General features: G+C 68.6%; 23 protein-coding genes and 1 tRNA gene. 16 read left to right on the top strand and 8 right to left on the bottom strand.

Annotated elements, in window-relative coordinates; genetic code table 11:
• Positions 1-87: 87 nt before the first annotated feature.
• Positions 88-843, bottom strand: a complete 756-nt coding sequence (locus tag NO364_RS14030) for a DICT sensory domain-containing protein (protein WP_157690274.1) — start codon at positions 841-843, stop codon at positions 88-90.
• Between the two features lie 111 nt (positions 844-954).
• Here NO364_RS14030 and nucS point away from each other — a divergent pair, with 111 nt between their 5' ends.
• From nucS to NO364_RS14010, 4 genes are all read left to right on the top strand, one after another.
• A complete protein-coding gene (gene nucS, locus NO364_RS14025) occupies positions 955-1701 on the top strand; it encodes an endonuclease NucS (protein ID WP_257629120.1) in 747 nt (248 codons plus the stop codon).
• Between the two features lie 100 nt (positions 1702-1801).
• Complete coding sequence (gene ppc / locus NO364_RS14020; RefSeq protein WP_157690276.1) at positions 1802-4495, top strand: phosphoenolpyruvate carboxylase; 2694 nt, start codon at positions 1802-1804, stop codon at positions 4493-4495.
• A gap of 72 nt (positions 4496-4567) precedes the next feature.
• A complete protein-coding gene (locus tag NO364_RS14015; protein WP_157690277.1) occupies positions 4568-5098 on the top strand; it encodes a 50S ribosomal protein L16 in 531 nt (176 codons plus the stop codon).
• A gap of 42 nt (positions 5099-5140) precedes the next feature.
• Complete coding sequence (locus NO364_RS14010; RefSeq protein WP_157690278.1) at positions 5141-6004, top strand: ATP-grasp domain-containing protein; 864 nt, start codon at positions 5141-5143, stop codon at positions 6002-6004.
• A 12-nt stretch (positions 6005-6016) separates the two neighbouring features.
• On the opposite strand, the gene NO364_RS14005 is transcribed toward NO364_RS14010, so the two are convergent.
• On the bottom strand, positions 6017-6397 hold the full coding sequence (locus tag NO364_RS14005) for an Hsp20/alpha crystallin family protein (protein WP_157690279.1): 381 nt from the start codon (positions 6395-6397) through the stop codon (positions 6017-6019).
• Between the two features lie 127 nt (positions 6398-6524).
• Here NO364_RS14005 and NO364_RS14000 point away from each other — a divergent pair, with 127 nt between their 5' ends.
• Positions 6525-7727 (top strand): phosphoglycerate kinase, encoded by a 1203-nt coding sequence (locus NO364_RS14000; RefSeq protein WP_257627844.1) that lies wholly within the window; start codon positions 6525-6527, stop codon positions 7725-7727.
• 13 nt (positions 7728-7740) lie between these two features.
• Here the strand turns inward: NO364_RS14000 and NO364_RS13995 are convergent, their stop codons facing one another.
• The 3 genes from NO364_RS13995 to NO364_RS13985 all read right to left on the bottom strand — a co-directional run bounded on the left by NO364_RS13995 (position 7741) and on the right by NO364_RS13985 (position 9951).
• Positions 7741-8061 (bottom strand): hypothetical protein, encoded by a 321-nt coding sequence (locus NO364_RS13995; protein WP_199243642.1) that lies wholly within the window; start codon positions 8059-8061, stop codon positions 7741-7743.
• Between the two features lie 71 nt (positions 8062-8132).
• The gene (locus NO364_RS13990; RefSeq protein WP_157690281.1) at positions 8133-9152 is read right to left on the bottom strand and encodes a type II glyceraldehyde-3-phosphate dehydrogenase; all 1020 of its coding nucleotides are present in this window, start codon (positions 9150-9152) and stop codon (positions 8133-8135) included.
• Positions 9153-9201: 49 nt separating this feature from the next.
• On the bottom strand, positions 9202-9951 hold the full coding sequence (locus tag NO364_RS13985) for a response regulator (protein WP_157690282.1): 750 nt from the start codon (positions 9949-9951) through the stop codon (positions 9202-9204).
• 105 nt (positions 9952-10056) lie between these two features.
• On the opposite strand from NO364_RS13985, the gene NO364_RS13980 reads away from it, so the two are divergent.
• Entirely contained in the window at positions 10057-11007 is a 951-nt protein-coding gene (locus tag NO364_RS13980; protein WP_257627843.1) for an aminopeptidase, read from the top strand.
• Between the two features lie 67 nt (positions 11008-11074).
• Here NO364_RS13980 and NO364_RS13975 read toward each other — a convergent pair whose 3' ends face one another.
• Complete coding sequence (locus NO364_RS13975; protein WP_157690284.1) at positions 11075-11569, bottom strand: Lrp/AsnC family transcriptional regulator; 495 nt, start codon at positions 11567-11569, stop codon at positions 11075-11077.
• Between the two features lie 224 nt (positions 11570-11793).
• Here NO364_RS13975 and NO364_RS13970 point away from each other — a divergent pair, with 224 nt between their 5' ends.
• The 6 genes from NO364_RS13970 (at position 11794) to NO364_RS13945 (ending at position 18233) form a co-directional block, all read left to right on the top strand.
• A complete protein-coding gene (locus NO364_RS13970) occupies positions 11794-12249 on the top strand; it encodes an NAD-binding protein (RefSeq protein ID WP_157690285.1) in 456 nt (151 codons plus the stop codon).
• Positions 12246-14420: a universal stress protein gene (locus NO364_RS13965; protein WP_257627842.1), complete on the top strand. Its 2175-nt coding sequence runs from the start codon at positions 12246-12248 to the stop codon at positions 14418-14420. The genes NO364_RS13970 and NO364_RS13965 overlap by 4 nt, the downstream gene beginning before the upstream one ends.
• Positions 14421-14493: 73 nt before the next feature.
• A complete protein-coding gene (locus tag NO364_RS13960; RefSeq protein WP_157690287.1) occupies positions 14494-15156 on the top strand; it encodes an HVO_0476 family zinc finger protein in 663 nt (220 codons plus the stop codon).
• An 8-nt stretch (positions 15157-15164) separates the two neighbouring features.
• Complete coding sequence (locus NO364_RS13955; protein WP_157691232.1) at positions 15165-15809, top strand: protein-L-isoaspartate(D-aspartate) O-methyltransferase; 645 nt, start codon at positions 15165-15167, stop codon at positions 15807-15809.
• Positions 15810-15913: 104 nt separating this feature from the next.
• Positions 15914-17380, top strand: a complete 1467-nt coding sequence (locus tag NO364_RS13950) for a methyl-accepting chemotaxis protein (protein ID WP_257627841.1) — start codon at positions 15914-15916, stop codon at positions 17378-17380.
• Between the two features lie 79 nt (positions 17381-17459).
• Positions 17460-18233, top strand: a complete 774-nt coding sequence (locus NO364_RS13945) for a protein-L-isoaspartate O-methyltransferase family protein (protein ID WP_257627840.1) — start codon at positions 17460-17462, stop codon at positions 18231-18233.
• A gap of 18 nt (positions 18234-18251) precedes the next feature.
• Here the strand turns inward: NO364_RS13945 and NO364_RS13940 are convergent, their stop codons facing one another.
• Entirely contained in the window at positions 18252-18695 is a 444-nt protein-coding gene (locus NO364_RS13940; RefSeq protein WP_157690290.1) for a DUF7382 domain-containing protein, read from the bottom strand.
• Between the two features lie 76 nt (positions 18696-18771).
• On the opposite strand from NO364_RS13940, the gene NO364_RS13935 reads away from it, so the two are divergent.
• Positions 18772-19878 carry an ATP-binding protein gene (locus NO364_RS13935; RefSeq protein ID WP_257627839.1) on the top strand — a complete coding sequence of 369 codons (1107 nt, stop codon included), beginning with the start codon at positions 18772-18774 and terminating at the stop codon, positions 19876-19878.
• A 428-nt stretch (positions 19879-20306) separates the two neighbouring features.
• Here the strand turns inward: NO364_RS13935 and NO364_RS13930 are convergent.
• Positions 20307-20379, bottom strand: a tRNA-Asp gene (locus NO364_RS13930).
• Between the two features lie 252 nt (positions 20380-20631).
• Here NO364_RS13930 and NO364_RS13925 point away from each other — a divergent pair.
• Genes NO364_RS13925 through rpoB form a run of 3 tightly spaced genes read left to right on the top strand, consistent with a single transcriptional unit; the run spans position 20632 to position 24246 of the window.
• The gene (locus tag NO364_RS13925) at positions 20632-20862 is read left to right on the top strand and encodes a DNA-directed RNA polymerase subunit H (protein ID WP_157690302.1); all 231 of its coding nucleotides are present in this window, start codon (positions 20632-20634) and stop codon (positions 20860-20862) included.
• A complete protein-coding gene (locus tag NO364_RS13920; RefSeq protein ID WP_157690303.1) occupies positions 20859-22418 on the top strand; it encodes a DNA-directed RNA polymerase subunit B'' in 1560 nt (519 codons plus the stop codon). Before NO364_RS13925 ends, NO364_RS13920 begins: the two co-directional genes overlap by 4 nt.
• 1 nt (position 22419) lies before the next feature.
• Positions 22420-24246 (top strand): DNA-directed RNA polymerase subunit B, encoded by a 1827-nt coding sequence (rpoB, locus tag NO364_RS13915; RefSeq protein ID WP_157690304.1) that lies wholly within the window; start codon positions 22420-22422, stop codon positions 24244-24246.
• Positions 24247-24250 lie beyond the last annotated feature (4 nt).

Below are 24250 nucleotides of genomic sequence, written 5' to 3'. Positions count from 1 at the left end.
CGGCCGACTTACCGGCCATGGCGTACGATATCGTGTTTCTCCCGGCGGCGGGAGCCCGCCGCTTCCGGGACCGTCGATCGGTCGGCCTCAGGTCCCGCCGCACCCGCCGTCGGGCGCGGTGCCGTCGGCTTCGGGAGCCACGTAGGTGGCCCGGAGGTGGTCGATGATCGCGTCGACGGTCTCCGGATCGTACGCCCAGAAGCCGTAGAACGAGCCCGGGAGCCGTTCCTCGGCCAGGAGCGCACACTTCGTGGCGTCGACGCCGCCGCCGTCGTAGGCGACGAACCACGAGTCGTGGATCTCCGTCGCCGTCGAGAGATGGAGGTTCGCCCCCCCGACGTCGCCTACGTCCTCGCGGCCCTCGGGATGTGCGTAGACGTGGATCGAGAGGTCACCCCGCTCGGCCAGGTGTGTGTACACGTCGGCCTGCGAGGCGAATCGGGCGCAGGTCTGGAACCCGGCGTGGAGTTCGCCGCTCGCGCCACGCCAGGCGCGGTCCTCGATCTCCTTCGAGGCCGCCACCATCCGCTCGGTGTCGTAGGAGGTAAACAGCGTCTCGTCGAGTTCGTCGAGGACCGTCTCGTAGGTCTCCCGGGAGAACTCCGGGGTGACACCGCCCGTCGTCCCGAGGACGTCGCTCACGTCGATGGCGGCGAGGAAGTCGTCGTCGCGGCTCAACACCGCGTAGTTGTGGGGCCCCGCGTCGCTCTCGGTCCGTTCGATGGTGAGGTTGCGGTCGGCGAAGTGTTCGCGGAGCGCGGTCGCTACGCCCGCTTCCGGGTTGAACACCGTCAGCGTCTTTTCCTCCGCTTCGACCGCCGCGATGAGTTCGAACAGCCCCATTCGTCCCCGTAGACGGGCGGGCGCTATTTGTGCTTTTATCCCGTACACCGATCCGTGGCCGTGCCCCCGACGCGCTCCTTTTGTACGGCGACGGCGTACGGCCGGCGACGGATGACGGTCACCACGCTCCACCGCCCCGCCCACCGGGACGCGCTCACCCACCTCGAGGACGCCTTCCGTCGCGGCGACCTGATCACCGTCTTCGGGCGGTGTACCGTCGAATACGACGGCCGCGCGTCGAGCAGCCTCGGTTCCGGTGACCGACTTCTCTTGCTCAAACCCGACGGCTCGGCGCTCGTCCACACCGACGAGGGGCGGACGCCGGTCAACTGGCAACCGCCGGGCTGTGACCACTTCGCGAGCGTTCGGGACGGCGGACTGCGCGTGCGGAGCGTCCGCCGATCGCCCGAGGAACTCCTCGACGTCCGGTTCGATCGGGTCCACCACCTCGCCGCCTACGACGTGACCGACCCCGACGAACTCGACTTGCAGGGGAGCGAGGCCGACCTCAAGGAACACGTCGTCGCCAACCCCGAGCGGATCGACCCCGGGTTCGAGCCGCTGGCGACGGAACGCGAGACCGACGCCGGCCCCGTCGACGTCTTCGGCGAAGACGCGGCAGGGCGGCCGGTGGCCGTCGAGTTGAAGCGCCGGCGGGTGGGGCCGGACGCCGTCGGTCAACTCCGCCGCTACGTCGACGCGCTCGAACGCGAGTTCGGCGACGAGGCGTCGATCCGCGGCGTCCTCGTCGCGCCCTCCGTGACCGATCGGGCGGCGTCGCTACTGGAACGCGACGGGCTGGAGTTCGTCGCGCTCGATCCGGCGACCGGTCGCCCGCCCGACGACGCGACGTCGTAGCCCGAGCACCGACACGAACGACCGCCACGATACGACGACAGCGCCGTCAACCCTGCACTATCCCGGCGTTTAATGTACGTGGTCACGGAACCAACTGCCGATGGATCTCCACCACCGAACCGTCCGACAGGACGTCCGGGAACTGGGCGAACTCCTCGGCGACGTGCTGGAGGCACAGTCCTCCACGCAGGCGTTCGAAGCGGTCGAGGAGCTCCGCACCGCGGCCATCGACTACCGCGACGGGAGCCTGCCGTCGCGCGAGCCGCTGCGGACGACGCTCGGCTCGCTCGACTCCGACCTCGAAGGGGCGGCCGCACGGGCGTTCACGGCGTATTTCGAGCTCATCAACCTCGCGGAGGAGCGCGAACGGGTACGCGCCATCCGTCGCAGTTCCCAGGAGGGTGGACTGACGGACAGCCAGCGCGCGACGGTCGCCGCGCTCGTCGAAGCGGAGGCCGACGCCGAGACGGTCCAGCGGCTGCTCGACGACGTGCTCATCCAACCCACCTTCACCGCACACCCGACCGAGGCCCACCGGAAGACGATCAAGGCGAAACTCCGGACGATCACGACCCTGATCGAAGAACTCGACGAGCGCCGGCTGACCGACGCCGAGCGCCGACAGTCCTGGGACCGGCTGGAGGCGGAAGTGACGAGCCTGTGGCAGACCCCGCAGGTCCGCGACCGGGCGCCCGAACCCGAAGACGAGGCACGGAACGTCCAGTGGTACCTCGAGAACACCCTCTTCGACGTCGTCGGCGACGTGTACGCCGAACTCGAGGACACCCTCGGTGAGTCGTATCCGGAGGTGGACGTGCCCAAACTCTTCGAGTTCCGGTCGTGGGCGGGGAGCGACCGCGACGGCAACCCCTCGGTGACCGTCGACGTGACGAGCGAGACGCTCGACCGCCAGCGCTCCGTCGTCCTCTCGAATTACCGCGACGAGCTGAAGCGGCTCTCGGGGGTTCTCAGCCAGGACGCCGCCTGGATCACGCCCGGCGAGCGGTTCGAGGAGTCGCTCGTCGCCGACCGCGACCGGCTCCCGACCGTCGCCGCCGAAGCCGAGGAGCGGTACGCCCACGAGTTTTACCGCCAGAAGCTGAAGCTGATGCGCGAGCGACTCGAACGCGTCGGCGACGTGCGCCCCGGCGGCTACGCCGACGCCGACGAACTGGTCGACGACCTCGAAGCCATCGACGCGAGCCTACGGCTGAACGACGCCGAATCCATCGCCGACGCCTACGTCGCGCCGCTGATCCGGAAGGTGGACACCTTCGGGTTCTCGCTCGCGAGCCTGGATCTGCGCGACCACCAGCAGAACCACACCGAGGCGGTCGGCGAGTTGCTTGCCGGCGAGGGTATCGACTACCACGACCGCGACGAGGACGGCCGAGTCGAGGTGCTCACCGAGGCCATCCTCCAGGACGCCGACGTGGTCGACCTCGGCGACCCGGGCGACGTGAGCGACACGACCGAACGTGTCTGCCGGCGGTTCGAGGCGCTCCGGCGCTGGCAGCGGGAGTACGGCGCCGACGCCATCGACACCTACTGCATCAGCATGACCGAGGAGCCGAGTCACGTCCTCGAGGTGCTGTTCCTGGCGGACCAGGCCGACGTGGTCGACCTCCCGGAGTACAGCGGCCTCGACGTGGTGCCACTGCTGGAGACCGAGAGCGCCCTCGAGGGCGCCCGGCGTATCATGGGCACGCTGTTCGAGAACGAGGCGTACGCCGCGGCGCTCGACTGTCGGGGCGACACCCAGGAGATCATGCTCGGCTACTCGGACTCGAACAAGGAGAACGGCTTCCTGGCGGCCAACTGGGACCTCTACCGGAACCAGCGGCGTCTCGCCCGCATCACCGACGAGTTCGACGTGCAGATGCGCCTGTTCCACGGGCGCGGTGGCTCCATCTCCCGCGGCGGCGGCCCGATGCACGAGGCGATGCTCGCCCTGCCCGTCGAGACGGTCACCGGCGAGATCAAGTTCACCGAACAGGGCGAGGCCATCGCCGAGAAGTACGGCAACCCACGGATCGCCGAGCGGAACCTCGAACGGATGCTCGACGCCCAGATGCGCGCCCGTCACCAGTCGATGGACGGGCCGGCCAAGGAGACCCCCGACGCGTGGACCGAGGCGATGGAGACGATGGCTACGGCCGCCAGGGAGGCCTACAAGGACCTCCTCGAAACCGAGGGGTTCATTCCCTACTTCGAGACGGCGACCCCCATCACGGTCATCGAGGACCTCAATCTCGGGTCGCGGCCGGCCTCGCGCTCCGGCGACCGGACCGTCGAGGACCTTCGGGCCATCCCGTGGGTGTTCTCGTGGACGCAGTCCCGGTGTATCATCCCCGGGTGGTACGGCCTCGCGACCGGTATCGACGCCTATCTGGACGATGGCGGATCGATGGAGACGCTCCGGCGGATGTACGACCGGTGGCCGTTCTTCAAGACCACCCTCGACAACGCCGCCCAGTCGATGGCGCGGACGGACATGGAGATCGCGGAAGTGTACGCGGGACTGGCGCCCGCCGAGTTGCGCGACCGCTTCTTCCCGCGCATCAGCGGGGAGTACGAGCGCGCGGTCGAGCTCGCCCTGACGGTCTCGGACCGCGACGACCTGGTGCGCGAGGAGTGGCTCCGGAAGAGCCTCGATCGGCGCAACCCCTACGTCGATCCGCTGAACCTGCTGCAGACGCGACTGCTCGCCCGCGACGACCGCACCCCCTCCGAGGAGCGGACGCTCCGCCTGACGGTCAAGGGGATCGCCGCGGGGATGAAGAGCACCGGATAGGCGCCCGTTGCCGGCGTCGTACGGCATCGAAGGCTTTATTCGCCGCCTCGGCCTCGGCTACGACAAGTAATCATGACGGACAAACCGGCCTCCATGTACCGGGAACTCAGCAAGCGCCCGTACACGCGACGCGAGTACATCACGGGCATCCCGGGCTCCAAGATCGCACAGCACAACATGGGTAACCTCCAGACCGACCCCGACGACTACCCGGTCCACATCAGCCTCGAAGTCGAGGAGGAGTGTCAGATCCGCCACGGCGCGCTCGAAGCCTCCCGGCTGTCGGCCAACCGCCGCCTCCTGAAGGAGGTCGGCCAGGAGAACTACAAGATGGTGCTCCGGAAGTTCCCCCACCACGTCATCCGCGAGAACAAGCAGGCGACGGGCGCGGGCGCGGACCGTGTCTCCGACGGGATGCGACAGGCGTTCGGCAAGCCGGTCGGCACCGCCGCCCGCATCCAAGCGAACGAGACCGTCTTCACCTGTTACTGCGACCCCGAGGACGCCGCCACGGTGAAGGACGCGTTCCGCCGCTCGTACAACAAGATCTCGCCCCCCTGCCGCATCGTCGTCGAGAAGGGCGAGAAACTGCTGGTCGCCTGATCCGACCCTCGGACTTTTCTCCGCGCCACCGTCACTGAGGGTATGCTCCGCCTCGCGGTGACGACCCGCGCCGAGACCTTCGACCGGCTGTGCGACCCGCTCGCCGACCGGGGTATCGAGGTCGCACACCTCCCCGCGGAGGGGCGGACGATCGACCTCTCGGCGCCCCCGGACGAGCGGTTCGACGTCGGCTTCGTCTTCCCCTCGCGCACCCAGGCTGGCGCCGCCCTGTCGGCGCTCCACGACCTCGCGTGGGTGAACGGCCGCGAGGCGGTCCACACCTCGCGGAACAAGGGCGGCGTCCTCGCGACGCTCGGCGCGGCGGGCCTCCCCGTCCCCGAGACGACGATGGTCTCGAGTCCCGTCGACGCCGAGGCTGTCGCCGACGCCGCCGCCGACCTGTCGTGGCCGGTCGTCGTCAAGCCCAACTCCACGACCCGCGGGACGGGCGTGACGAAGGCGACGGACCTCGACTCGCTGCTCGGCGTGATCGACTACCTGGATCTGGTCCACGACTACCGCGCCACCGGCGACAAGACCTTCCTCCTCCAGGAGTACCTCCCCGACGCCCGCGACTACCGGGTGATGGTCGTCGACGGAGCGTACGCGGGGGCGGTGGAGCGGCGACTCCCCGAGACCGACCGGGCGGCGGGGCGGTGGAAACACAACGTCCACCGGGGGGCCGAGGCGGCTGGGGTGGACCTCGATCCGGCCCTCCGGCGGCTGGCCGAGCGGGCGGCCGACGCGCTCGACGTCCACTATCTGGGCGTGGACCTGCTGGTGACCGACGACCGGGCGGTCGTCGCGGAGACGAACGCGCGACCGACGGTCGACGCGGCGACGAAGTACGTCCCGGAGTTCTACGATCGGCTGGCGGCGTTGATCCGGCGGACCGCGGAGGCGTAACGCGGGACCGCGCTACTCGACGTCGATGGCGGCGGAGTCGCCGAGCTTGTCCATGGTGACCTCGAGGATGCCGTTGTTGAAGGTGGCCGAGGCGGAGTGCTCGTCGACGCGGGCGGGAAGGCGGACGCGCTCGTCGTACTCGCGGTGTGGAGACGCGGCGCTGATGGTGAGGGTCTTGCCGTCACACTTCAGCTCGATCCCCTCCTTCTCGACCCCAGGGAGGTCGGCGACGAGCCGCACCTGCCCCGACTCGTCGTAGACGTCGACGTGGGTCTCGGAGGAGAACCCGGAGCCATCGCCGACGGCGCCTCCCGTTCCCGTCATCTCGTTCATCATCCGTTCGATCTCGTCGAAGATGTCGCCGAACGGGTCGTCGCGGTCGTCGCCTCTCATGGACGACCGTAGACCGCTCCCGGTCAAAAACTTTCCGTCGCCGGTACCCACGGGGGGATTTCACACGCTCGTTCGGGCGGAATCGCCCGTTTGAAATACTCGACCTGCCATCCACGAGACGAGGCACATGTTCAAGACGCTCGACGATATCGGGTCCGGGAAACGCGTCCTCGTCCGCTTGGATCTCAACTCGCCGGTCGAGGACGGCATCGTCAAGGACAATCGGCGGTTCGCACGCCACGCCCGGACCGTGCGGGAACTCGTCGAGGCCGAACATCGTGTCGTCGTCATAGCCCACCAGGGCCGACCGGGCCGGGACTCCTTCGTCTCGCTCGACCAGCACGCGGACCTCCTCGCCGAGTACGTCGAGACACCCGTCGCATTCGTCGACGACGTCCACGGCGAGGCGGCCGTCGCGGCCATCCGCGACCTTGGCGCCGGCGAAGTGCTCCTGCTCGAGAACGTGCGGATGTGCGAGGACGAACTCCCGGAGAGATCCCCCACGGAACACGCCGACAGCGAGTTCGTCCGATCGCTCGCCCCCGAGTTCGACTGTTACGTGAACGACGCCTACTCGGCGGCCCACCGCTCGCACGCCTCGCTCGTCGGCTTCCCGCGCCACCTCCCCGCCTACGCCGGACGCGTCATGGAGGCGGAGTACGAGGCCAACACCAGCATCGCCAACCGGGAGTTCGACGGCCCAGTGACGATGGTGCTCGGCGGCGCGAAGGCCACCGACGTCATCGACGTGATGTCGGCCCTCGACGAGGGGGTCGACAACTACCTGCTCGGCGGCATCGTCGGCGAACTCTTCCTCCGGGCGGCCGGCTACGACGTGGGCTACGACGTGGGCGACGGCGAACTCTACGACCACCAGTGGGCGGACAACGAGGACCGCATCCGCGAGCTCCTCGCCGAGCGGGCCGATCGCATCCGTCTCCCCGCCGACTTGGCGTACGAACGCGACGAGGAACGGGCGGAGGTTCCCGTGGAGGGCGTCGAGAAGACCCAACCGCTGCTCGACGTGGGAGCGACCACCGTTGGCGACTACGGCGAGGTCATCGAGGACTCCGCGGCCGTCTTCGTGAAAGGCGCCCTCGGCGTGTTCGAGGACGAACGCTTCGCCGACGGCACCGTCGGCATCCTCGAATCCATCGCCTCGACGGACTGCTTTTCCGTCATCGGCGGTGGCGACACCTCCCGTGCGATCGAACTCTACGGCCTCGACGAGGACTACTTCTCTCACGTCTCCATCGCCGGCGGCGCCTACGTGCGGGCGCTCACCGGGCAGTCGCTTCCCGGCGTCGAGGCGCTGTCACGGGACGACTGATTTCCCGCTCCCGTCACTCTACTTCGACGGGTTTCTCGTCGGCCGCTTCCTCATCGACTGCCCCGTCCACGCCCGTCTCCTCGCGTGCGCCGGGAAGGTGCGCATCGATCGAGTACCCCAGCAACCGAAAGAGGAGGTACGCGCCGACGGCCGTGAGGAGCAGTTCGATCACGTAGAGTTCCAGCAGTTCGACGACCGACAGCTCGCCGAGAACGAGGCCCTCCGCGACCAGGAGGAACGCGAGCGTCGCGACGAGTATCAACACCGGCACGAACAACAACAGCAGGCCGACGACTACTAGCTTCCCCTGACGGATGGACTTCTTTCGTTTCATGTTCCCACGACTAGACACCCGAACGGCAAAAGTCACGCCGTCGTGACCGACGGCACGACCTTCGCCCCGGATCAGTAGTCGATGCCGACGCCCATCGCGTCCTCGGTGGTCGCCCTGCTCTCCGCGGCGTCGGCGCCGCCGGTGAGCGCCCGGACCGCGTCGACGTTCTCGGGCACCACGTCGCTCTCCTGGTGGATCGCCTGGAAGAGGTAGAGGTCGCGGCCCTCGACGGTGATCGACTCCGCCCAGATGCAGTTCTCCCAGAGGTCGCCACGGGGCCGGCCGGCGTCGTTCGCGAACTCCTTGAGCTTGCCCGAGCCGTCGATGTCGGCCGATTCGGGGATCAGGAACAGTCGGGACTCGTCGGCGAACAGCTCACGGACCGCGGCGGCGTCGGCCTCGCTCTCCAGCGTGACGTTGACGCTGTGGGTGTGCATCAGCGTCGCCGGCACCTTCATCCCGAGCGTGTCGATGTCGAGGTCGGGGAAGACGGTGTTCACGTCCGGTCCGTGGTGGGAGGGGATGGTCACCGGGTCGGGGAGGATGTCGTCGATCGGTCCGCGGCCGGTCTGTCCGGGGTCGCCCCCGCGACGGACCAACGTGACACGTGCCTTCCCGACGCCGTAGGCCTCCTCCAGCGGGGCGAGGATGCGGGATAGCCCCGTCGTGTTACAGGAGACCACGCGCGCGGAGTCGGCGCCGACGGCCTCGGCGTAGTTGGCGCGGGCGTTGAAGCTCACCTCGGCCACGTCCGCGTCCTCGCCGCCCTGGAAGACGGCCGGGGTGTCGTGGTCGCGGTAGAGCGAGCGGTTCTCGGCGCCGACGCCGGAGGGCGTACAGTCGACGACGACGTCCGCGGCGTCGACCAAATCCTCGACTTCGCCGGCGAGGTCGAGTCCCGCCTCGCCGAACCGGTCGGCGCGCTCCGGGACGGCCGCGTAGAGGGGGTACCCCTTGCGCGCGGCCGCCTCCGCCTCGAAGTTCGGCCGCGTCTTGGCGACGCCGACGAGTTCCATGTCCGGCTGTGCCGTCACCGCGTCCGCGACGCGCTTGCCGATGGTTCCGTAGCCGTTGACGCCGACCTGTGTCATAGCGCGGAGTCGCGTAGCGACGGCAATAATCGTTTCGAGCCGCGGCGGGTCACCGGTAGGCCATCGCCTGTGCGACTTTCTCGCCGCGGTAGTACCCGGGAGCGGTCGCGACGGTCGCAGGCTTGATCTCCCCGTCGACCGCCCTGAGTCGGAACTCGACTTCCGGCAGCGGAATCCCCTCCTCCATGAGGCGCTCGAACCGCTCGCTCGCGTGTTCTCGGTCCTCCGGGTGGAGGAAGTCGGTGAACGTCGATCCCTCCAGGCCCGCGTGCGTGTCGGCGTTGAGGAAGTCGACGGCGGCGTCGTTCGAGTAGACCAACACGCCGTCGCGGTCGAAGACGATGATCGGGATGGGGGCCGTATCGACCAGGTTGTGGTACCGCTCCTCGGTGCGGCTCACCGCCGTCTCGGCGCGGAACGCCCGGACGCTGTTCTCGATCCGGTTGGCGAGAACGGTGTACTGGTCGGTGCCGCCTCCCTTCTGGAGGTATTCGGTGACGCCGGCGGAGATGGCTCGACTCGCGATTTCCTCCGAGCCACGGCCCGTGAAGAGGACGAAGGGGAGCTTCGGCCGTCCCGTGCGGACGGTCTCCAGAAACTCGATGCCGTTCCGGCCGGGCATGTCGTAATCGGAGACGATACAGTCCACGTCCGCCCCGTCGAGTTGGGCGAGTGCCTCGTCGACGGCCGTCGCCGTTTCGACCGTGATCCGCTCGTCGGCCCGTTCGAGGAACGTCGCCGTCATTTCCACGAACTCCGGATCGTCGTCGACGTGGAGCACGCGGATCGGGTCGACCATACTCGTGGTATGGTCCGGGAGCGAATAGTGCTTTTGTCCTCCGTCCCCCCGCTCTCACGCGGGCGGAGGGCAAGGGATAACCCCGCCGCGTGCGTCCGTTCTCCCATGTCCGACGCGCTCCGAGAGGCCGCCGAGACGGCGGTCCACCAGTGCATGGCCCTGGAGGCCGGCGAGTCCTGTGCCGTCGTCACCGACGACGAGCGCCGCCACATCGGCGACACCCTCTACGAAGTCGCCCGCGACGTGACCGACGACGCGGTCGTCCTCCGGTACCCGCCGGGCGAGCAACACGGCACCGAACCGCCCGCCCCGGTGGCGGCGGCGATGGCCGACGCGGACGTGGTGCTCGCACCGACGACGAAGAGCCTGAGCCACACCCGGGCCCGGAAGCACGCGACCGACGCCGGCGCCCGCGTCGCGACCCTTCCGGGGATCACCGAGGACGTGATGATCGCGGGCCTGGACGCCGACTACGCGGCCATCGCCCGGCACTGCCGGGAGGTACACGCCCGCGTCGCGGACGCCGACGAGATCAGGGTGACCACGCCCGCCGGCACCGACCTCACGGTCGAACCCGGCGACCGGGAGTGGCTCACCGACACCGGGATGGTCCACGAGGGCGGCGACTTCTCGAACCTGCCGGCCGGCGAGGTGTTCGTCAGCCCCGAGACGGCCGCGGGGACCTACGTCGTCGACGGGACGATGATGCCCCACGGGCTGATCGAGGAGCCGATCCGGTTCGAGGTCGAGGACGGCTACGTCACTCACATCTCCGACGACGCCGTCCAGGAGCAAGTCGAAGCGGGCCGCGAGCAGGTCGGCCGGGACGCCGCCAACCTCGCGGAACTCGGCATCGGTACCAACGTCGGCGTGACCGACCTCGTCGGCTCCGTCCTCCTGGACGAGAAGGCCGCGGGGACCGTCCACGTCGCCATCGGCGACGACGCGAGCATCGGTGGCGACGTCGAGGCACCGCTTCACCTCGACGGAATCCTTCGGGAGCCGACGGTGTACGCGGACGGGGAGGTCGTAGACCTCCCGGAAACCGAGCGGTGAAACCGCGAGGTGGGACGGAAGTGGAACTTCCGACGGTCGAGTAGGGGGCTGAGACCGTCGCCCGCCGTCAGGGTTCGGCGTCCTCGTCCAGGGTTTCCTCGCCGTCGAGGAACCCGTGGTAGGGGCAGACGTACTCGTCGCGGATGATCTGTTCGTCGACGATTTCGAGGCCGAGTTCGTCGAGTTCGCCGGCGATCCGGTTGAGGTCGTCGTGGGTCTTTCCGATGGCGTTGACGTACACGTTCCGCTTGCCGGTCATGATCTCGCGGACGGCCGTGACCCCGTTGACCTTCCGGGCCGCGTTCGCGAGCGTGTCCCGCTCCGTTACCGGCGCCGTACAGATGATCTTCGTGTACAGCGGGTACCCCGCCAGGTCGTAGTCGATGTCGATGTGATACCCTCGAATGATCCCGCTCTCCTCCAGTTTACCGAGTCGCGTCCGCACGGTGCTCGGGGACAGGTCGAGTTTCTCCGCGATGTCGCTCGACGACGTCCGCCGGGCGTCCTGCTGGAGATAGTAGAGGATGGAGCGATCGATGGCATCCAGTTCCCCGTCTTTCATGACTGTTCCCTCTCGTCACCGCGACTTATGCGTGTCCGTCACACCGGCCGACGGCGACGGCCTCGTCCGTGGCCACCTCCTCCGCAGTCCGGTAACGGTATCGGGAATATTGACGAACTATTTTGACGGATCGTTGATTAGACCGGCTAGTTTATGTGGTTCCGTGATATAATTGGGATGTGACCACGTCGCTGCGACGACCGACGCCTGCCAGCCACGAGCCCATGAAAATACGCTCACTCCGACGTTCGACCGACGAAACGACCGACGACGGCTCCGGGGTCGACTTCTGTGTCCTCGGGGGCGGTCCCGTCGCCGCAGCCATCGCCCGCTCCCTCCACGCGGACGGGCACCTCGTCACGGCCGTCGACGAGGGGTCCGACGGTGCGGCCGACCACCGTGTCGTCCGCGGCGATCCGACGGATCTCCAGCAGTTGGCGGCGGCCGATATCGGCGACGGCTCGACGGTGATCGTCGCGACACCCCGGGACGAACGAAACCTCCTCCTCGCCCAACTCGTCCGGACTCACTTCGGCGTCGCCGACGTCGTCGTCCGGGTGAACGACCCCGACCGTCACGACGTCGTCGCCGCCGCCGGCCACGATCCGTTCTGTGTGTCGACCGCTCTCTCGACCGCCCTCGTGGACGAACTGACGCGACCGGTACGCGAAAACGCATGAAGGAACTCGAACGCGACCTCGGCCTCCCGTCGGTCCTCGCGATCAGCATCGGCGCGATGATCGGCAGCGGCATCTTCATTCTACCCGCGCTCGCGCTCGAAATCGCCGGCCCCGCCGTCGTCCTCGCGTACCTGCTCGCGGGACTGCTGGTGGTTCCGGCCGCACTCTCGAAATCGGAGATGGCCACCGCGATGCCCGAGGCGGGCGGGACCTACATCTACATCGAGCGCGGCATGGGCCCGCTGCTCGGCACCGTCGCCGGCGTCGGCACCTGGTTCTCGCTCTCGTTCAAGGGTGCGCTCGCGCTCGTCGGCGGCGTCCCCTACCTGCTCCTGCTGTTCGACCTGCCGCTGAAGCCGGTCGCCCTCGGACTGGCGGCGGTCCTGATCCTGGTGAACCTCGTCGGCGCGAAACAGACCGGCCGCCTCCAGGTCGCCATCGTCGTCGTCATGCTGGCGGCGCTCGGCTGGTTCGCCGCCGGAAGCGCTCCGGCCGTACAGTCGGCCAACTACGTGGACTTCTTCGGCTCCGGGTTCGGGGGTCTGTTGGCCGCGACCGGTCTCGTGTTCGTCTCCTACGCCGGCGTCACCAAGGTGGCGAGCATCGCCGAGGAGGTCGAGGATCCCGGCCGGAACATCCCGCTCGGCATCCTCGGGTCGCTCGCGTTCACGACCGTCCTGTACGTGGCCATCGTCGCCGTCCTCGTCGGGATCACCGACCCCGGAAGCGTCGCCGGGTCGCTGACGCCGGTGGCCGTCGCCGCCGAGGTGACCCTCGGCGAGGCGGGTGTCGTCGCCGTCATCCTCGCGGCCATCCTCGCGCTCGTCTCGACGGCCAACGCCGGCATCCTCTCCTCGTCGCGGTACCCCTTCGCGATGAGCCGGGACAAGTTGGCGCCGCCGTCGCTCTCGGGCGTCAGCGACCGGTTCGGGACGCCGGTCACCTCGATCACGCTCACGGGTGTGGTGTTGCTCGCGCTCATCGCCTTCGTCCCGATACTCGAGATCGCGAAACTGGCGAGCGCCTTCCAGATCATCGTCTTCGCCCTGATCAACGTCGCGGTCGTCGCCTTCCGCGAGGGGAACGCCGACTACGACCCCGAGTTCACGTCGCCGCTGTACCCCTGGATGCAGATCTTCGGCGCCATCACGGGCGTGCTCCTGTTGACACAGATGGGAGCCGTCGCGCTCCTCGGCGCCCTCGTGATCACGGTCGGGAGCGTCGTCTGGTACTTCGTCTACGTCCGCCCGCGGGTGCGCCGCGAGGGCGTCGCGACGGACGCGATCCGGCGACAGGTCGGACGGAACGCGCTCGCCGACGTCGAGTCCGCCGCCACCGAGGACACCCACGAGGTGCTCGTCGCGCTGACGAAGGCCGTCGGCGCGGAGCGGGAACGCTCCCTCGTCGCGCTGGCGGCGGACGTCGTCCGGCCACACGACGGGCGCGTGGTCGTCGTTCGGTTCGAGGAGATTCCCGACCAGGCCCCGCTCACCGAGAACGCCACCGTCCAGTCGGCGGCCGATCGCACCTTCGAGGCCCGGGTCGAAGCCCTCGGCGCGGAGTTCGACGTCGCGGTCGAGGCCGACGAGGTGGTCAGCCACGACACCAAACACGCCGTCGTCAACTTCGCCGATCACCACGGCATGGACGCGATCCTCGCCGAACACGAACCGCTCCGCCTCCGATCACGGCTGCTCGGCGACCCCGTCGACTGGGTCGTCCGGCACGCGTCCTGTGACGTGTTCCTCGTCGACAACGTCGGCTACGACGCCCCGACCCACGTCGCCCTCTCCGGGGACGGCGGGCCGTACGACTCGCGGGCCGTGGCGCTGGCCGACGCCGTCGCCACCGCGAACGACGGTCGGATCTCGCTCTGGTACCCCGACGACGGGGGGACGGACCGACACAGCCGCACGATGGACGACTACCAGTCCGAGCTGTCGTCGCTGCTGTCGGTCCCCGTCCGCTCCGAGACGCTCCGCACCGACGGCGGGAACCTCGCGTCCCCGGACCTGCTCGTGCGCACCGGCGCCGACCACCGGCTCCGGAACGCCCTGTTCGACGACCGGCCGACGGTCCCGAGTCCGGGCTGTACGACCGTCACCGTCTACCCGCAGGCGGACCGTCGACCGCCGTTCGCCCGACAGCTGCTCGAACGGTTCGTCTTCTGATCCCGTCGGCGGGCACGTCGACGGCCGTCGTCGGAAGGGCGGATTTTTACCGCCTGACCGGCTACGTCGAGCCATGAGCCATCCCGGCCCCGACGCGGGTGACCGCGTCGCACTCGCCTGTCCCTCCTGTTCGACGACGGAACCGACCGTCCACGAGGTGTTGAAACCCGGCGGTCACGTCACCGTCCGGTGTACGGCCTGCGACCACGTCCACAAGGAGCGGTACGACCCGCCCCGCGAGGTCGAACTCGACGTGATCGTCTCACAGGACGACGAGTCGCTGTCGACGACCGTCGACGCGCCACCCGCCGATACGGTCGCCGTGGGCGACGAGTTCGTCGTCGACACGGCCGAGGCGATCATGCAGGTGCGGATCACCTCGATCGAAGTCGGCGGCGACACCCGCGCCGAGGAGGCGACGGTTGAGGACGTCGCGACGCTGTGGACCCGCGCCGTCGACAACGTCCGCGTCAACGTGACCGTCCACCCGAACGACGGGCGGCGTGACGACTCCCGGAGCGTCACCGTCTCGGTGCCCGGCGATCACGAGTTCGTCGTCGGCGAGACGGCGGCGTTCGGCGACGAGGAGTTCGAGATCACCGGCGTCCAGGTGCGTGACGACGCCCCCGAGTACCGCTTCGAGAAACTCGACCACGACGGCGACTCCGTGTTCGCGAAGGACACGAAGCGGGTGTACGGCCGTGACGTCACCTCCGCCGCGTGGTCGGCGTGGTGACGGGCGGGATGCCCACCGACTTCGACCGCGCCCGCGACGCCCTCGCCGACCGCCTGATCGAGGCGGGGCGGATCGAGCGCCCCGAGACCGAACGGGCGATGCGGGCCGTCCCCCGCCACGAGTTCGTGCCCGACGAGCGCCGCGACGCGGCCTACCACGACCGGCCCCTCCCGATCGGGGAGGGACAGACGATCAGCGCCCCGCACATGGTGGCGACGATGACGGACCTGCTCGCGCCCGACTCCGGCGACGACGTCCTGGAGATCGGCACCGGCTGTGGCTACCACGCCGCGGTGACGAGCGAGGTCATCGGCGACGGGACCGTCTACAGCGTCGAGTACGAACCCGCCCTCGCCCGCGAGGCGCGCGACCGACTCGACCGCCTGGGCTACGGTGACGACGTTCGCGTCCGCGTGGGCGACGGCCGCGACGGCTGGCCGGAACACGCTCCCTACGACGGGGCGTATCTCACGTGTGCGCCCGCGTCGCTCCCCGAACCCGTCGTCGAGCAGGTGCGTCCCGGCGGCCGGATCGTCGGCCCGGTCGGCCGCGGGCGGCAGGTACTCGTCAGCCTGACCCGGCGGGCCGACGGCGGCGTCGACCGCGAGACCCACGGCGCGGTGCGGTTCGTCTCCATGCAGGGCGACGACTGAGCGGCCGCGACCGTCCGTGAATCCCCACGACAGGCGGGGTAATTCCTATCGGTCGAGAATCATGACCCGCCTTTTATTAATGCTCCGTTGTAGCCAGTGAGGAGATGAGTGGGGCCACGACCCGCCAATCGACTGCCCAGGCGTTCGATCTGCAAAGCGTTCTCGAAGCGTTCAACCTCCCTTCGTTCGCACTCGATGCGTCGGGAACGGTCGTCGCGTGGGATCGACAGATCGCCGATCTGCTCGGCGTCCCCGCGGACGACATCGTCGGCGAACGCGAACTCGGGAGCCAGGTTTACGCGGACGAGACGAAACTGACGCTGGCGGAGAAGGTCCTCGAAGCGCCGGCCGAGACACACGTCGCGTACGAGGACGTCGAACTGGCCGACGAGGAGTACGCGCTCCTCAGTAGCGAGGCCGGTAACGTCTACGAGGACAAGAGTACGCTTCGCGGACGGGACATCTGGTTCATCGCCGCACCGATCTTCGCGGACGACGACGGCCTGACCGGCGTCATCGAGATCGTTCAGGATATCTCCGAGTCGGCCCGCCACCAGCGCGAGCTAGAGGAGTTGTTCGACGCACTCATCGAGACGATGAGTGCCTACGAGACGGGAACGTTCGACGCGACCGTCGAGTTCGACACGGCGGAGACGATCCTCGAAGACGACTTCCTCCGCATCATCGACAACGTCGACCGGATGGGAGCACGGATCGAGGCGTTGATCGAGGAGATCGAGATGGATATCGCGGAACTCGACCGGGCCGCGGACGACGTCGCGACCTCCGCCCAGCAGATCAACGATCTGACGAGCGAACAGGCCGACGACATCACCCGCATCTCGTCGGAGGTCAGCAATCTGAGTGCGACCGTCGAGGAGGTCGCCTCGACGGCCGAGCAGGTCGCGGAGACGAGCACTCGCGCCGAGCGACTCGCGGATCGCGGGAGCGACTCAGCGCGGGAGGCGATGACTGTCATGGAGACCGTCGGCGACTCGGCCGACGACGTTGCCGACGACGTCGACGCCCTCCGCGGACGGATGGCCGAGATCGACGAGATCGTCGACGTCATCAACGACCTGGCGGAGCAGACCAACATCCTCGCGCTGAACGCCTCCATCGAGGCGGCGCGGGCCGGCGAGGCCGGCGAGGGGTTCGCCGTCGTCGCCGACGAGGTCAAGAGCCTCGCCGAGCGTTCCCAGAACCACGCCGGCGAGATCGAGGAGATGGTGGCCGAGATTCGCTCCGAGACGGATCGCACGATGTCGAACCTCCAGGAGACGACCGACCGCCTCGACGGCGGCGTCGACCAGGTCGAGGAGGCGATGGCCCGCTTCGAGGACATCGCGGAAGCGGTCACCGAGGCCTCCGACGGCATCACCCAGGTCGCAGACGCGACCGACGAACAGGCCGCGAGCGCCGAGGAGATCGCGAGCATGGTCGATCAGGCTGCGAGCAAGGCCGACACCGTGTCGGACTCGGTCACGGACATCGTCGCCAGTACCGAGGAGCAAGCCGCGATGGTCTCGGAGATCGACGGGAGCGTCTCGGAACTGACCAGCGACGAGTGAGTCCCCGACCGTCGGCCGTCCCCGTCCCGGTCGTCCCCGGTTTCAATAGATGCATAAGCACCCGTTCCGTTGTCCCGACATGGACCAAACGGTGTTGCGCGAGGACATGGTCGACGGCCTCGACCACGCCCTCGGCGGCCTCGACGAGTCGCTCGGGGTCGCTATGCGATCGGTCCCCCGGCACGCGTTCGTCGAGGACCGACCCTACGACGACCGTCGCGGCGAACACGCCGGGACCGCGGTCCTCGCGCCACGAACCGTCGCCAGGCTCGTCGAGGCGCTCGCCGTCGAGGACGACGACACCGTCCTCGTCGTCGGCGCCGGCGTCGGCTACACGGCCGCCCTCCTCGCGGAACTCGTCGGCGAGCGACGCGTCCACGCGGTCGACATCGTCCGCCGACTCGTCCTCGAAGCGCGCCACAACCTCGGGCAGGCGGGCTACGAGGGCGTCCTCGTCGACCGGCGTGACGGCGCCGACGGCCTCCCCGAGTACGCCCCGTTCGACCGCGTCCTCGTCGAGGCGGCAGCGGTCCGCCCGCCGCGGGCGCTGGTCGACCAGCTCGCCCCGGGTGGCCGCCTCGTGATGCCGATGGGGACGCCCGACCCGACGCTCGTCGCGGTCGAAGCCGACGACTCCGCCGACGGGTACGCGGTCGTCGAGGAGTTCGGCCCCCTGACGCTCGCACCCCTGCTCGTCGACGGCGAACAGGCGGGGGGCGTCACCCGCAACCGCACCGAGCGCGAGGACCGCGAGTTCGCCGAGCAGGGCTACTTCGCGCCGACCGGGTGGGAACAGGAGTGGATCGACTGGGACGAACGGCTCGACGGCGGCCGCGGCCACCACCGTCGCTGAGCGGCGGACGCCGGCCGCCTACCCCCGTACCACCAGTACCTTCGCGTTCCCCCGGCGGTCGACGTAGCCGCTCCCGGCCGGCGGTTTCACCTCGATTACCAGCGTCCCCTCGTCCTGATTCGACCGGAGGCTCGGTGTCGCCGTGACCGTCGCCGTCCCGTCCTCGCCGGTGGTCGCCGTCCGGACCCCGTCGAGGTCGGCGCTCCCGGCCTTGACGATCACCGTCGCGTCGGCGACCGACGACCCGTCGGCGCCGACGACGGTCAGTTCGAGCGACCGCTCCCCAGGGTTCACCACCTCCGGCTCCGGCCGCACGTCGAGTTCCGTCGTCGACAACCCCTGGATCCCGGTCAGCATGTTCATCATGACGCTCAGGCTGGCGACGCCGATGACCAGCGCGATGACCAGCCTGATCGGTAACCCCTCGATGGCCCGTCGATCCGCTCGGAACGATTCGAACACGGCCCGGCATGCTTCCGCCCTCGCATTTGAACCTCCGGGCGGAGCTTTAGGTACGGTCGGGCGGCCACTCCCCGTCGTGCACGTACTCGGACGCGACGAGGGGACGGGACCGGCGGTTCGACTGGGGCGCTACCGTGCGGCGGACGGCAGCGACGGGGCGACGGTCGGGCTCGACCTGGACCGTCCGCACGCCGCGTTGATCGTCGGCAAGCGGGGGTACGGCAAGTCACACACGCTCGGCGTCCTCGCCGAGGACGCGGCGCGGGCGGCGGGGGTTGCCCCCGTCGTCGTCGATCCGATGGGCGGCTTCGACGGCCTCGCCGTCGGCGACGCCGTGCCGGCACACGCCGTCGACGCACCCACGGTCCCCGCGGCGACGCTCCCGCCGCCGGCCTGGCCCGCGCTGTTCGACCTCTCGCCGACCGACCCCGTCGGCGCCCTGCTCTGGGACGCGGCGGCGGCGGCCGACTCCCTGGCGGCGATGATCGATCGGGTCGAGACGGCGGCCGTCGACGGCGACGTCCGGCGCGCCGCCCGCAACCACCTCGACCTCGCCGACTCCTGGGGGGTGTTCGCCCCCGACGGCCTCGCGCCGGACGCCCTCCTCTCGGGTGCGGCGACCGTCCTCGACTGCTCGGGGCTCGACGACAGACCGGCCGCGGCGCTGGTCCGTGCCGTCGCTCGCGGCCTGTACGACGTCTGTGTCGAACGCTGCCCCGACCGCCTGCCCTGGCTCATGGTCGACGAGGTCCACGCCTTCGCCGACGGCGTGGCGGCGTCGGCGCTGGAGACGGTGGTGACCCGCGGGCGGACCCCCGGCGTCTCGCTGGTCGCGGCCACCCAGCGGCCGAGCGCGCTCCCGTCGGTCGCCGTCTCGCAGGCGGACCTGCTGATCGCCCACCGGCTGACCGCCGCCGCCGACGTGGAGGCCTTGGCGGCCGCCGCCCCGACCTACCTCTCGGGGACGCTCCGCGAGCGTCTGCCGACGACCCCCGGCGGCGCCGTCGTCGTCGATGACGCCACCGAGTCGGTCCACGGCGTGCAGGTGCGGCGCCGGGAGACGCCCCACGGCGGCGCCGACCCGCGGGCCAGCGACCGCGCCGGTCAGTCGTCCAGTCCCGTCCCACAGTCGGGACACTCGCCCTCGACGACGGGGACCGGCGCCGAGCAGGTCGGACAGTAGTCGAGATAACAGGTGGGCTCGCCCATACCCCGGCTTCGACCCCGGCGAGGGTAAACGTTCGGCGTCGGACGGATCGCCCCCGGGAACGGCGACACACACACGTTTTGTCCACGGAGCACCTACGGTTTCGGCATGAACGGAGCGGACCGAGTCATGCTCCTCGGGGTACTGTTGATCTTTTTGCTGATCCTGCTCGGTCTCGTCGCCGCGTTCGTCGTCGGGTGAGCCGATACCGGTGCTCACTCGTCGCTACGTTCCTCGTTCGTCGTCGGTGTCGGCAGAAAGACGCCCGGAGCGGGATTTGAACCCGGAGGACTTCGCTCGCGGTGGTCGCTCGTCCTCAGGTTCAAATCCGCTGTAGCGTTTCGCGGACGCCAGCACTCACTCGTCGCTACGCTCCTCGTTCGTCGTCGGCGTCGGCAGAAAGACGCCCGGAGCGGGATTTGAACCCGCGTCACGACCGTGACAGGGTCGTATGATGGGCCACTACACCATCCGGGCCTTCGCATCTACACCAACCGGGGACTGGGAAATAAGACTTGCCATATCGGGGCGCCGTGTGCCGTCGTGACGTGACCCGCGCCGGAACGGTTTTGTACCGGGAGAGCGTGTGTCACCCCGTACCGAGCGTCGCTCGCCGGCCGGGGGTCGGCGGGTCGAATAGCTTTGCTTCGCCCTCCTTAGCAAGCGTTAAATGGGTGGGCCTACAAAGGCGCCGTAGTATCTCGTGATAACTTCTCCACCCGAACATCCATGGTAGACGTAAGCCAACACGAACTGGTTCCGGAGCATACAGTCCTCGACGACCCGGATCGGGTCGACGAGGTACTGGCGGAGTACAACGTCAGCAAAACCAACCTGCCGAAGATCAAATCGAGCGACCCCGCGTTGCCCGACGAGGCCGAGGTCGGCGACGTGATCGAAATCGTCCGTGACTCGCGAACGACTGATCAGGCGACAGTGTACCGACTGGTGGTCGAATGAACCGAGAGAGTCGACGTACCATCTCACGGGAGTATTTCTCACAGGAACGCCTCGCCGAACACCACTTCCGCTCGTTCAACGCCTTCCTCGACCGGGGGATGCAGGAAGTCGTCGACGAGAAAGAGCGGATCGAAACCGACATCGGCGACAAGGAGGGCCAGGAGCCGGTGTTCGTCGAACTCGGCGACGTGCGCGTCGAGACGCCGCGGGTGCGGGAGGCCGACGGGAGCGAGGAACTCCTCTACCCGCAGGAGGCACGCCTGCGAAACATCACCTACGCCGCGCCGGTGTTCATGGAGATGGCCATCGTCCGGGGCGGCGAGGAGGAGGAGGAAGTCGTCGTCGACTCCACCGAGACGAAGGTCGGCCGGATGCCGATCATGGTCGGCTCCCGCAAATGTAACATCGCGGAGCTGACCCGCGAGGAACTGATCGACATCGGCGAGGACCCCGTCGATCCGGGCGGCTACTTCATCGTCAACGGCTCCGAGCGGGTGCTGATGACGAGCGAGGACCTCGCGCCGAACAAGATCCTCGCGGAGTACGACACGAAGTACGGCGACGAGATCCAGGTCGCCAAGACGTTCAGCCAGCGACGGGGCTACCGCGCGCTGGTGCTCTGTGAGCGCAATCGCGAGGGGATCCTGGAGGTCTCCTTCCCCTCCGTTTCGGGGAGCGTCGACTTCGTGACGCTGGTGCGGGCGCTCGGCCTCGAATCCGACGAGGAGATCGTCCACCGCGTCAGCGACGATCCCGAGATCGTGAAGTTCATGCTGGAGAACCTGGAGATGGCCGAAGTCCAGAGCGAGGAGGAGGCCATCGAGACGCTCGGCAAGCGGGTCGCCGGCGGCCAGGGGAAGAACTACCAGCTCAAACGCGCCAACTACGTGATCGACCGCTACCTCCTGCCGCATCTCCACGAGGAGGGCGTCGACGAGGAGGAGGTCCGGATCAACAAGGCGTACTACCTCTGTCGGATGGCCGAGGCGTGTTTCGAACTCGCCTTGGAGCGCCGCGAGGCCGACGACAAGGACCACTACGCGAACAAGCGCCTGAAGGTGAGCGGCGACCTGATGCGCGACCTGTTCCGGACGGCGCTGAACAAGCTGGCCCGCGACGTGAAATACCAGCTCGAACGCGCGAACATGCGCAACCGGCAGCTGACGGTCAACACGGTCGTCCGGTCGGACGTGCTGACCGAGCGGCTGGAACACCCCATCGCGACGGGCAACTGGGTCGGCGGCCGTTCGGGCGTCTCCCAGCTGGTCGACCGCACCGACTACATGGGCGTCCTCTCCCATCTCAGGCGCCTGCGCTCGCCGCTCTCGCGGTCCCAGCCACACTTCGAGGCGCGGGACCTGCACGCGACCCAGTGGGGTCGCATCTGTCCCTCCGAGACGCCGGAGGGGCCGAACTGCGGACTGGTGAAGAACTTCGCACAGGCGATGGAGCTCTCCCAGAACGTGGAGGACGAACAGGGACTCAAGCGCGAACTGGCGTCGATGGGGGTCGAGGGCATCCCCGGAATCGAAGGCGTCGACTCGATGGCGGATTAACATGGCTCAGGCACGCGAGGCGAAAGTATACGTCAACGGCAGTTTGGTCGGGACCCATCCCGACCCCGAACAGCTCGCAGAACAGATCCGCGAAGCGCGCCGGCGGGGCGACGTCAGCGACATGGTCAACGTCTCCATCAAGGAGCGGACCCGCGAGGTCATCATCAACGCGGACGCGGGTCGGGCCCGCCGGCCCCTGATCGTCGTCGAGGACGGCGAACCGCTGCTCACCGATGCGGAGATCGAGGCCGTCGAGGAGGGCGACCTCGACTTCGAACAGCTCGTCGACCGCGGCTACGTCGAGTTCATCGACGCCGAGGAGGAGGAGGACATCTACGTCGCCGTCGACGAGGACGAGATCACCGAGGAACACACCCACCTGGAGATCGACCCGCAGCTGATCTTCGGGATCGGTGCCGGGATGATCCCCTACCCCGAACACAACGCCTCGCCCCGGATTACGATGGGTGCGGGGATGATGAAGCAGTCCCTCGGACTGCCGGCGGCCAATTATCGGATTCGGCCGGACACGCGCCAGCACCTGATGCATTACCCCCAGCTGGCCATGGTCAAGACCCAGACCACGGAGCAGATCGGCTTCGACGAGCGGCCGGCGGCCCAGAACTTCGTCGTCGCCGTCATGTCCTACGAGGGGTTCAACATCGAGGACGCGCTGGTCATGAACAAGGGGTCGGTCGACCGGGCCCTGGCCCGCTCGCATTTCTTCCGGACCTACGAGGGCGAGGAGCGCCGGTATCCGGGCGGCCAGGAGGACCGTTTCGAGGTCCCCAGCCAGGACGTCCGCGGTGCCCGCGGCGAGGACGCCTACACCCACCTCGACGAGGACGGCCTCGTCAACCCCGAGACGAAAGTCGACGAGAACTCCGTCCTGCTGGGTAAGACCAGTCCGCCCCGGTTCCTGGAGGAGCCGGACGACATGGGCGGCCTGTCGCCCCAGAAGCGCCGCGAGACGAGCGTCACGATGCGTTCGGGTGAGGACGGCGTCGTCGACACGGTCACGCTGATGGAGGGCGAGGACGGCTCGAAGCTCTCGAAGGTGAGCGTGCGCGACGAGCGGATCCCCGAACTCGGCGACAAGTTCGCGTCCCGCCACGGCCAGAAGGGCGTCGTCGGCCACCTCGCGCCCCAGGAGGACATGCCGTTCACCCAGGAGGGGCTCGTCCCCGACCTGGTGCTCAACCCCCACGCGCTCCCGTCCCGGATGACGGTCGGCCACGTGCTGGAGATGCTGGGCGGCAAGGTCGGTTCCCTGGAGGGTCGCCGCGTCGACGGCACCGCCTTCCAGGGCGAGGACGAGGAGGATCTCCGCGCTGCGCTGGAGGACCACGGCTTCGAGTCCTCCGGGAAGGAGATCATGTACTCCGGTGTGACCGGCGAGAAGATCGAGGCCGAAATCTTCGTCGGCACCATCTTCTATCACAAACTCTACCACATGGTGAGCAACAAGCTGCACGCCCGCTCCCGCGGGCCGGTGCAGGTGCTCACCCGCCAGCCCACCGAGGGTCGCGCCCGCGAGGGCGGCCTGCGCGTGGGCGAGATGGAACGTGAGGTACTGATCGGTCACGGGGCGGCGATGGCGCTCAAGGAGCGCCTACTCGACTCCTCGGACCGCGAGAGCGTCTACATCAGCGCCGAGACCGGAATGGTCGCGGTCGAAGACACCGATCAGCGCCGGGTGTACGACCCCTCCACCGGCGACGAGGACGACATCCACGAACTCGAGGTGAGCTACGCGTTCAAGCTCCTCCTCGACGAGATGATGGCGCTCGGCATCCGACCGCGGCTGGAACTCGAGGACGCAGTGTAAAAAT

The sequence above is a fragment of the Haloplanus salinarum genome, from assembly GCF_024498175.1.
GTDB lineage: Archaea > Halobacteriota > Halobacteria > Halobacteriales > Haloferacaceae > Haloplanus > Haloplanus salinarum.
This window is presented reverse-complemented; position numbering and strand designations above follow the sequence as displayed.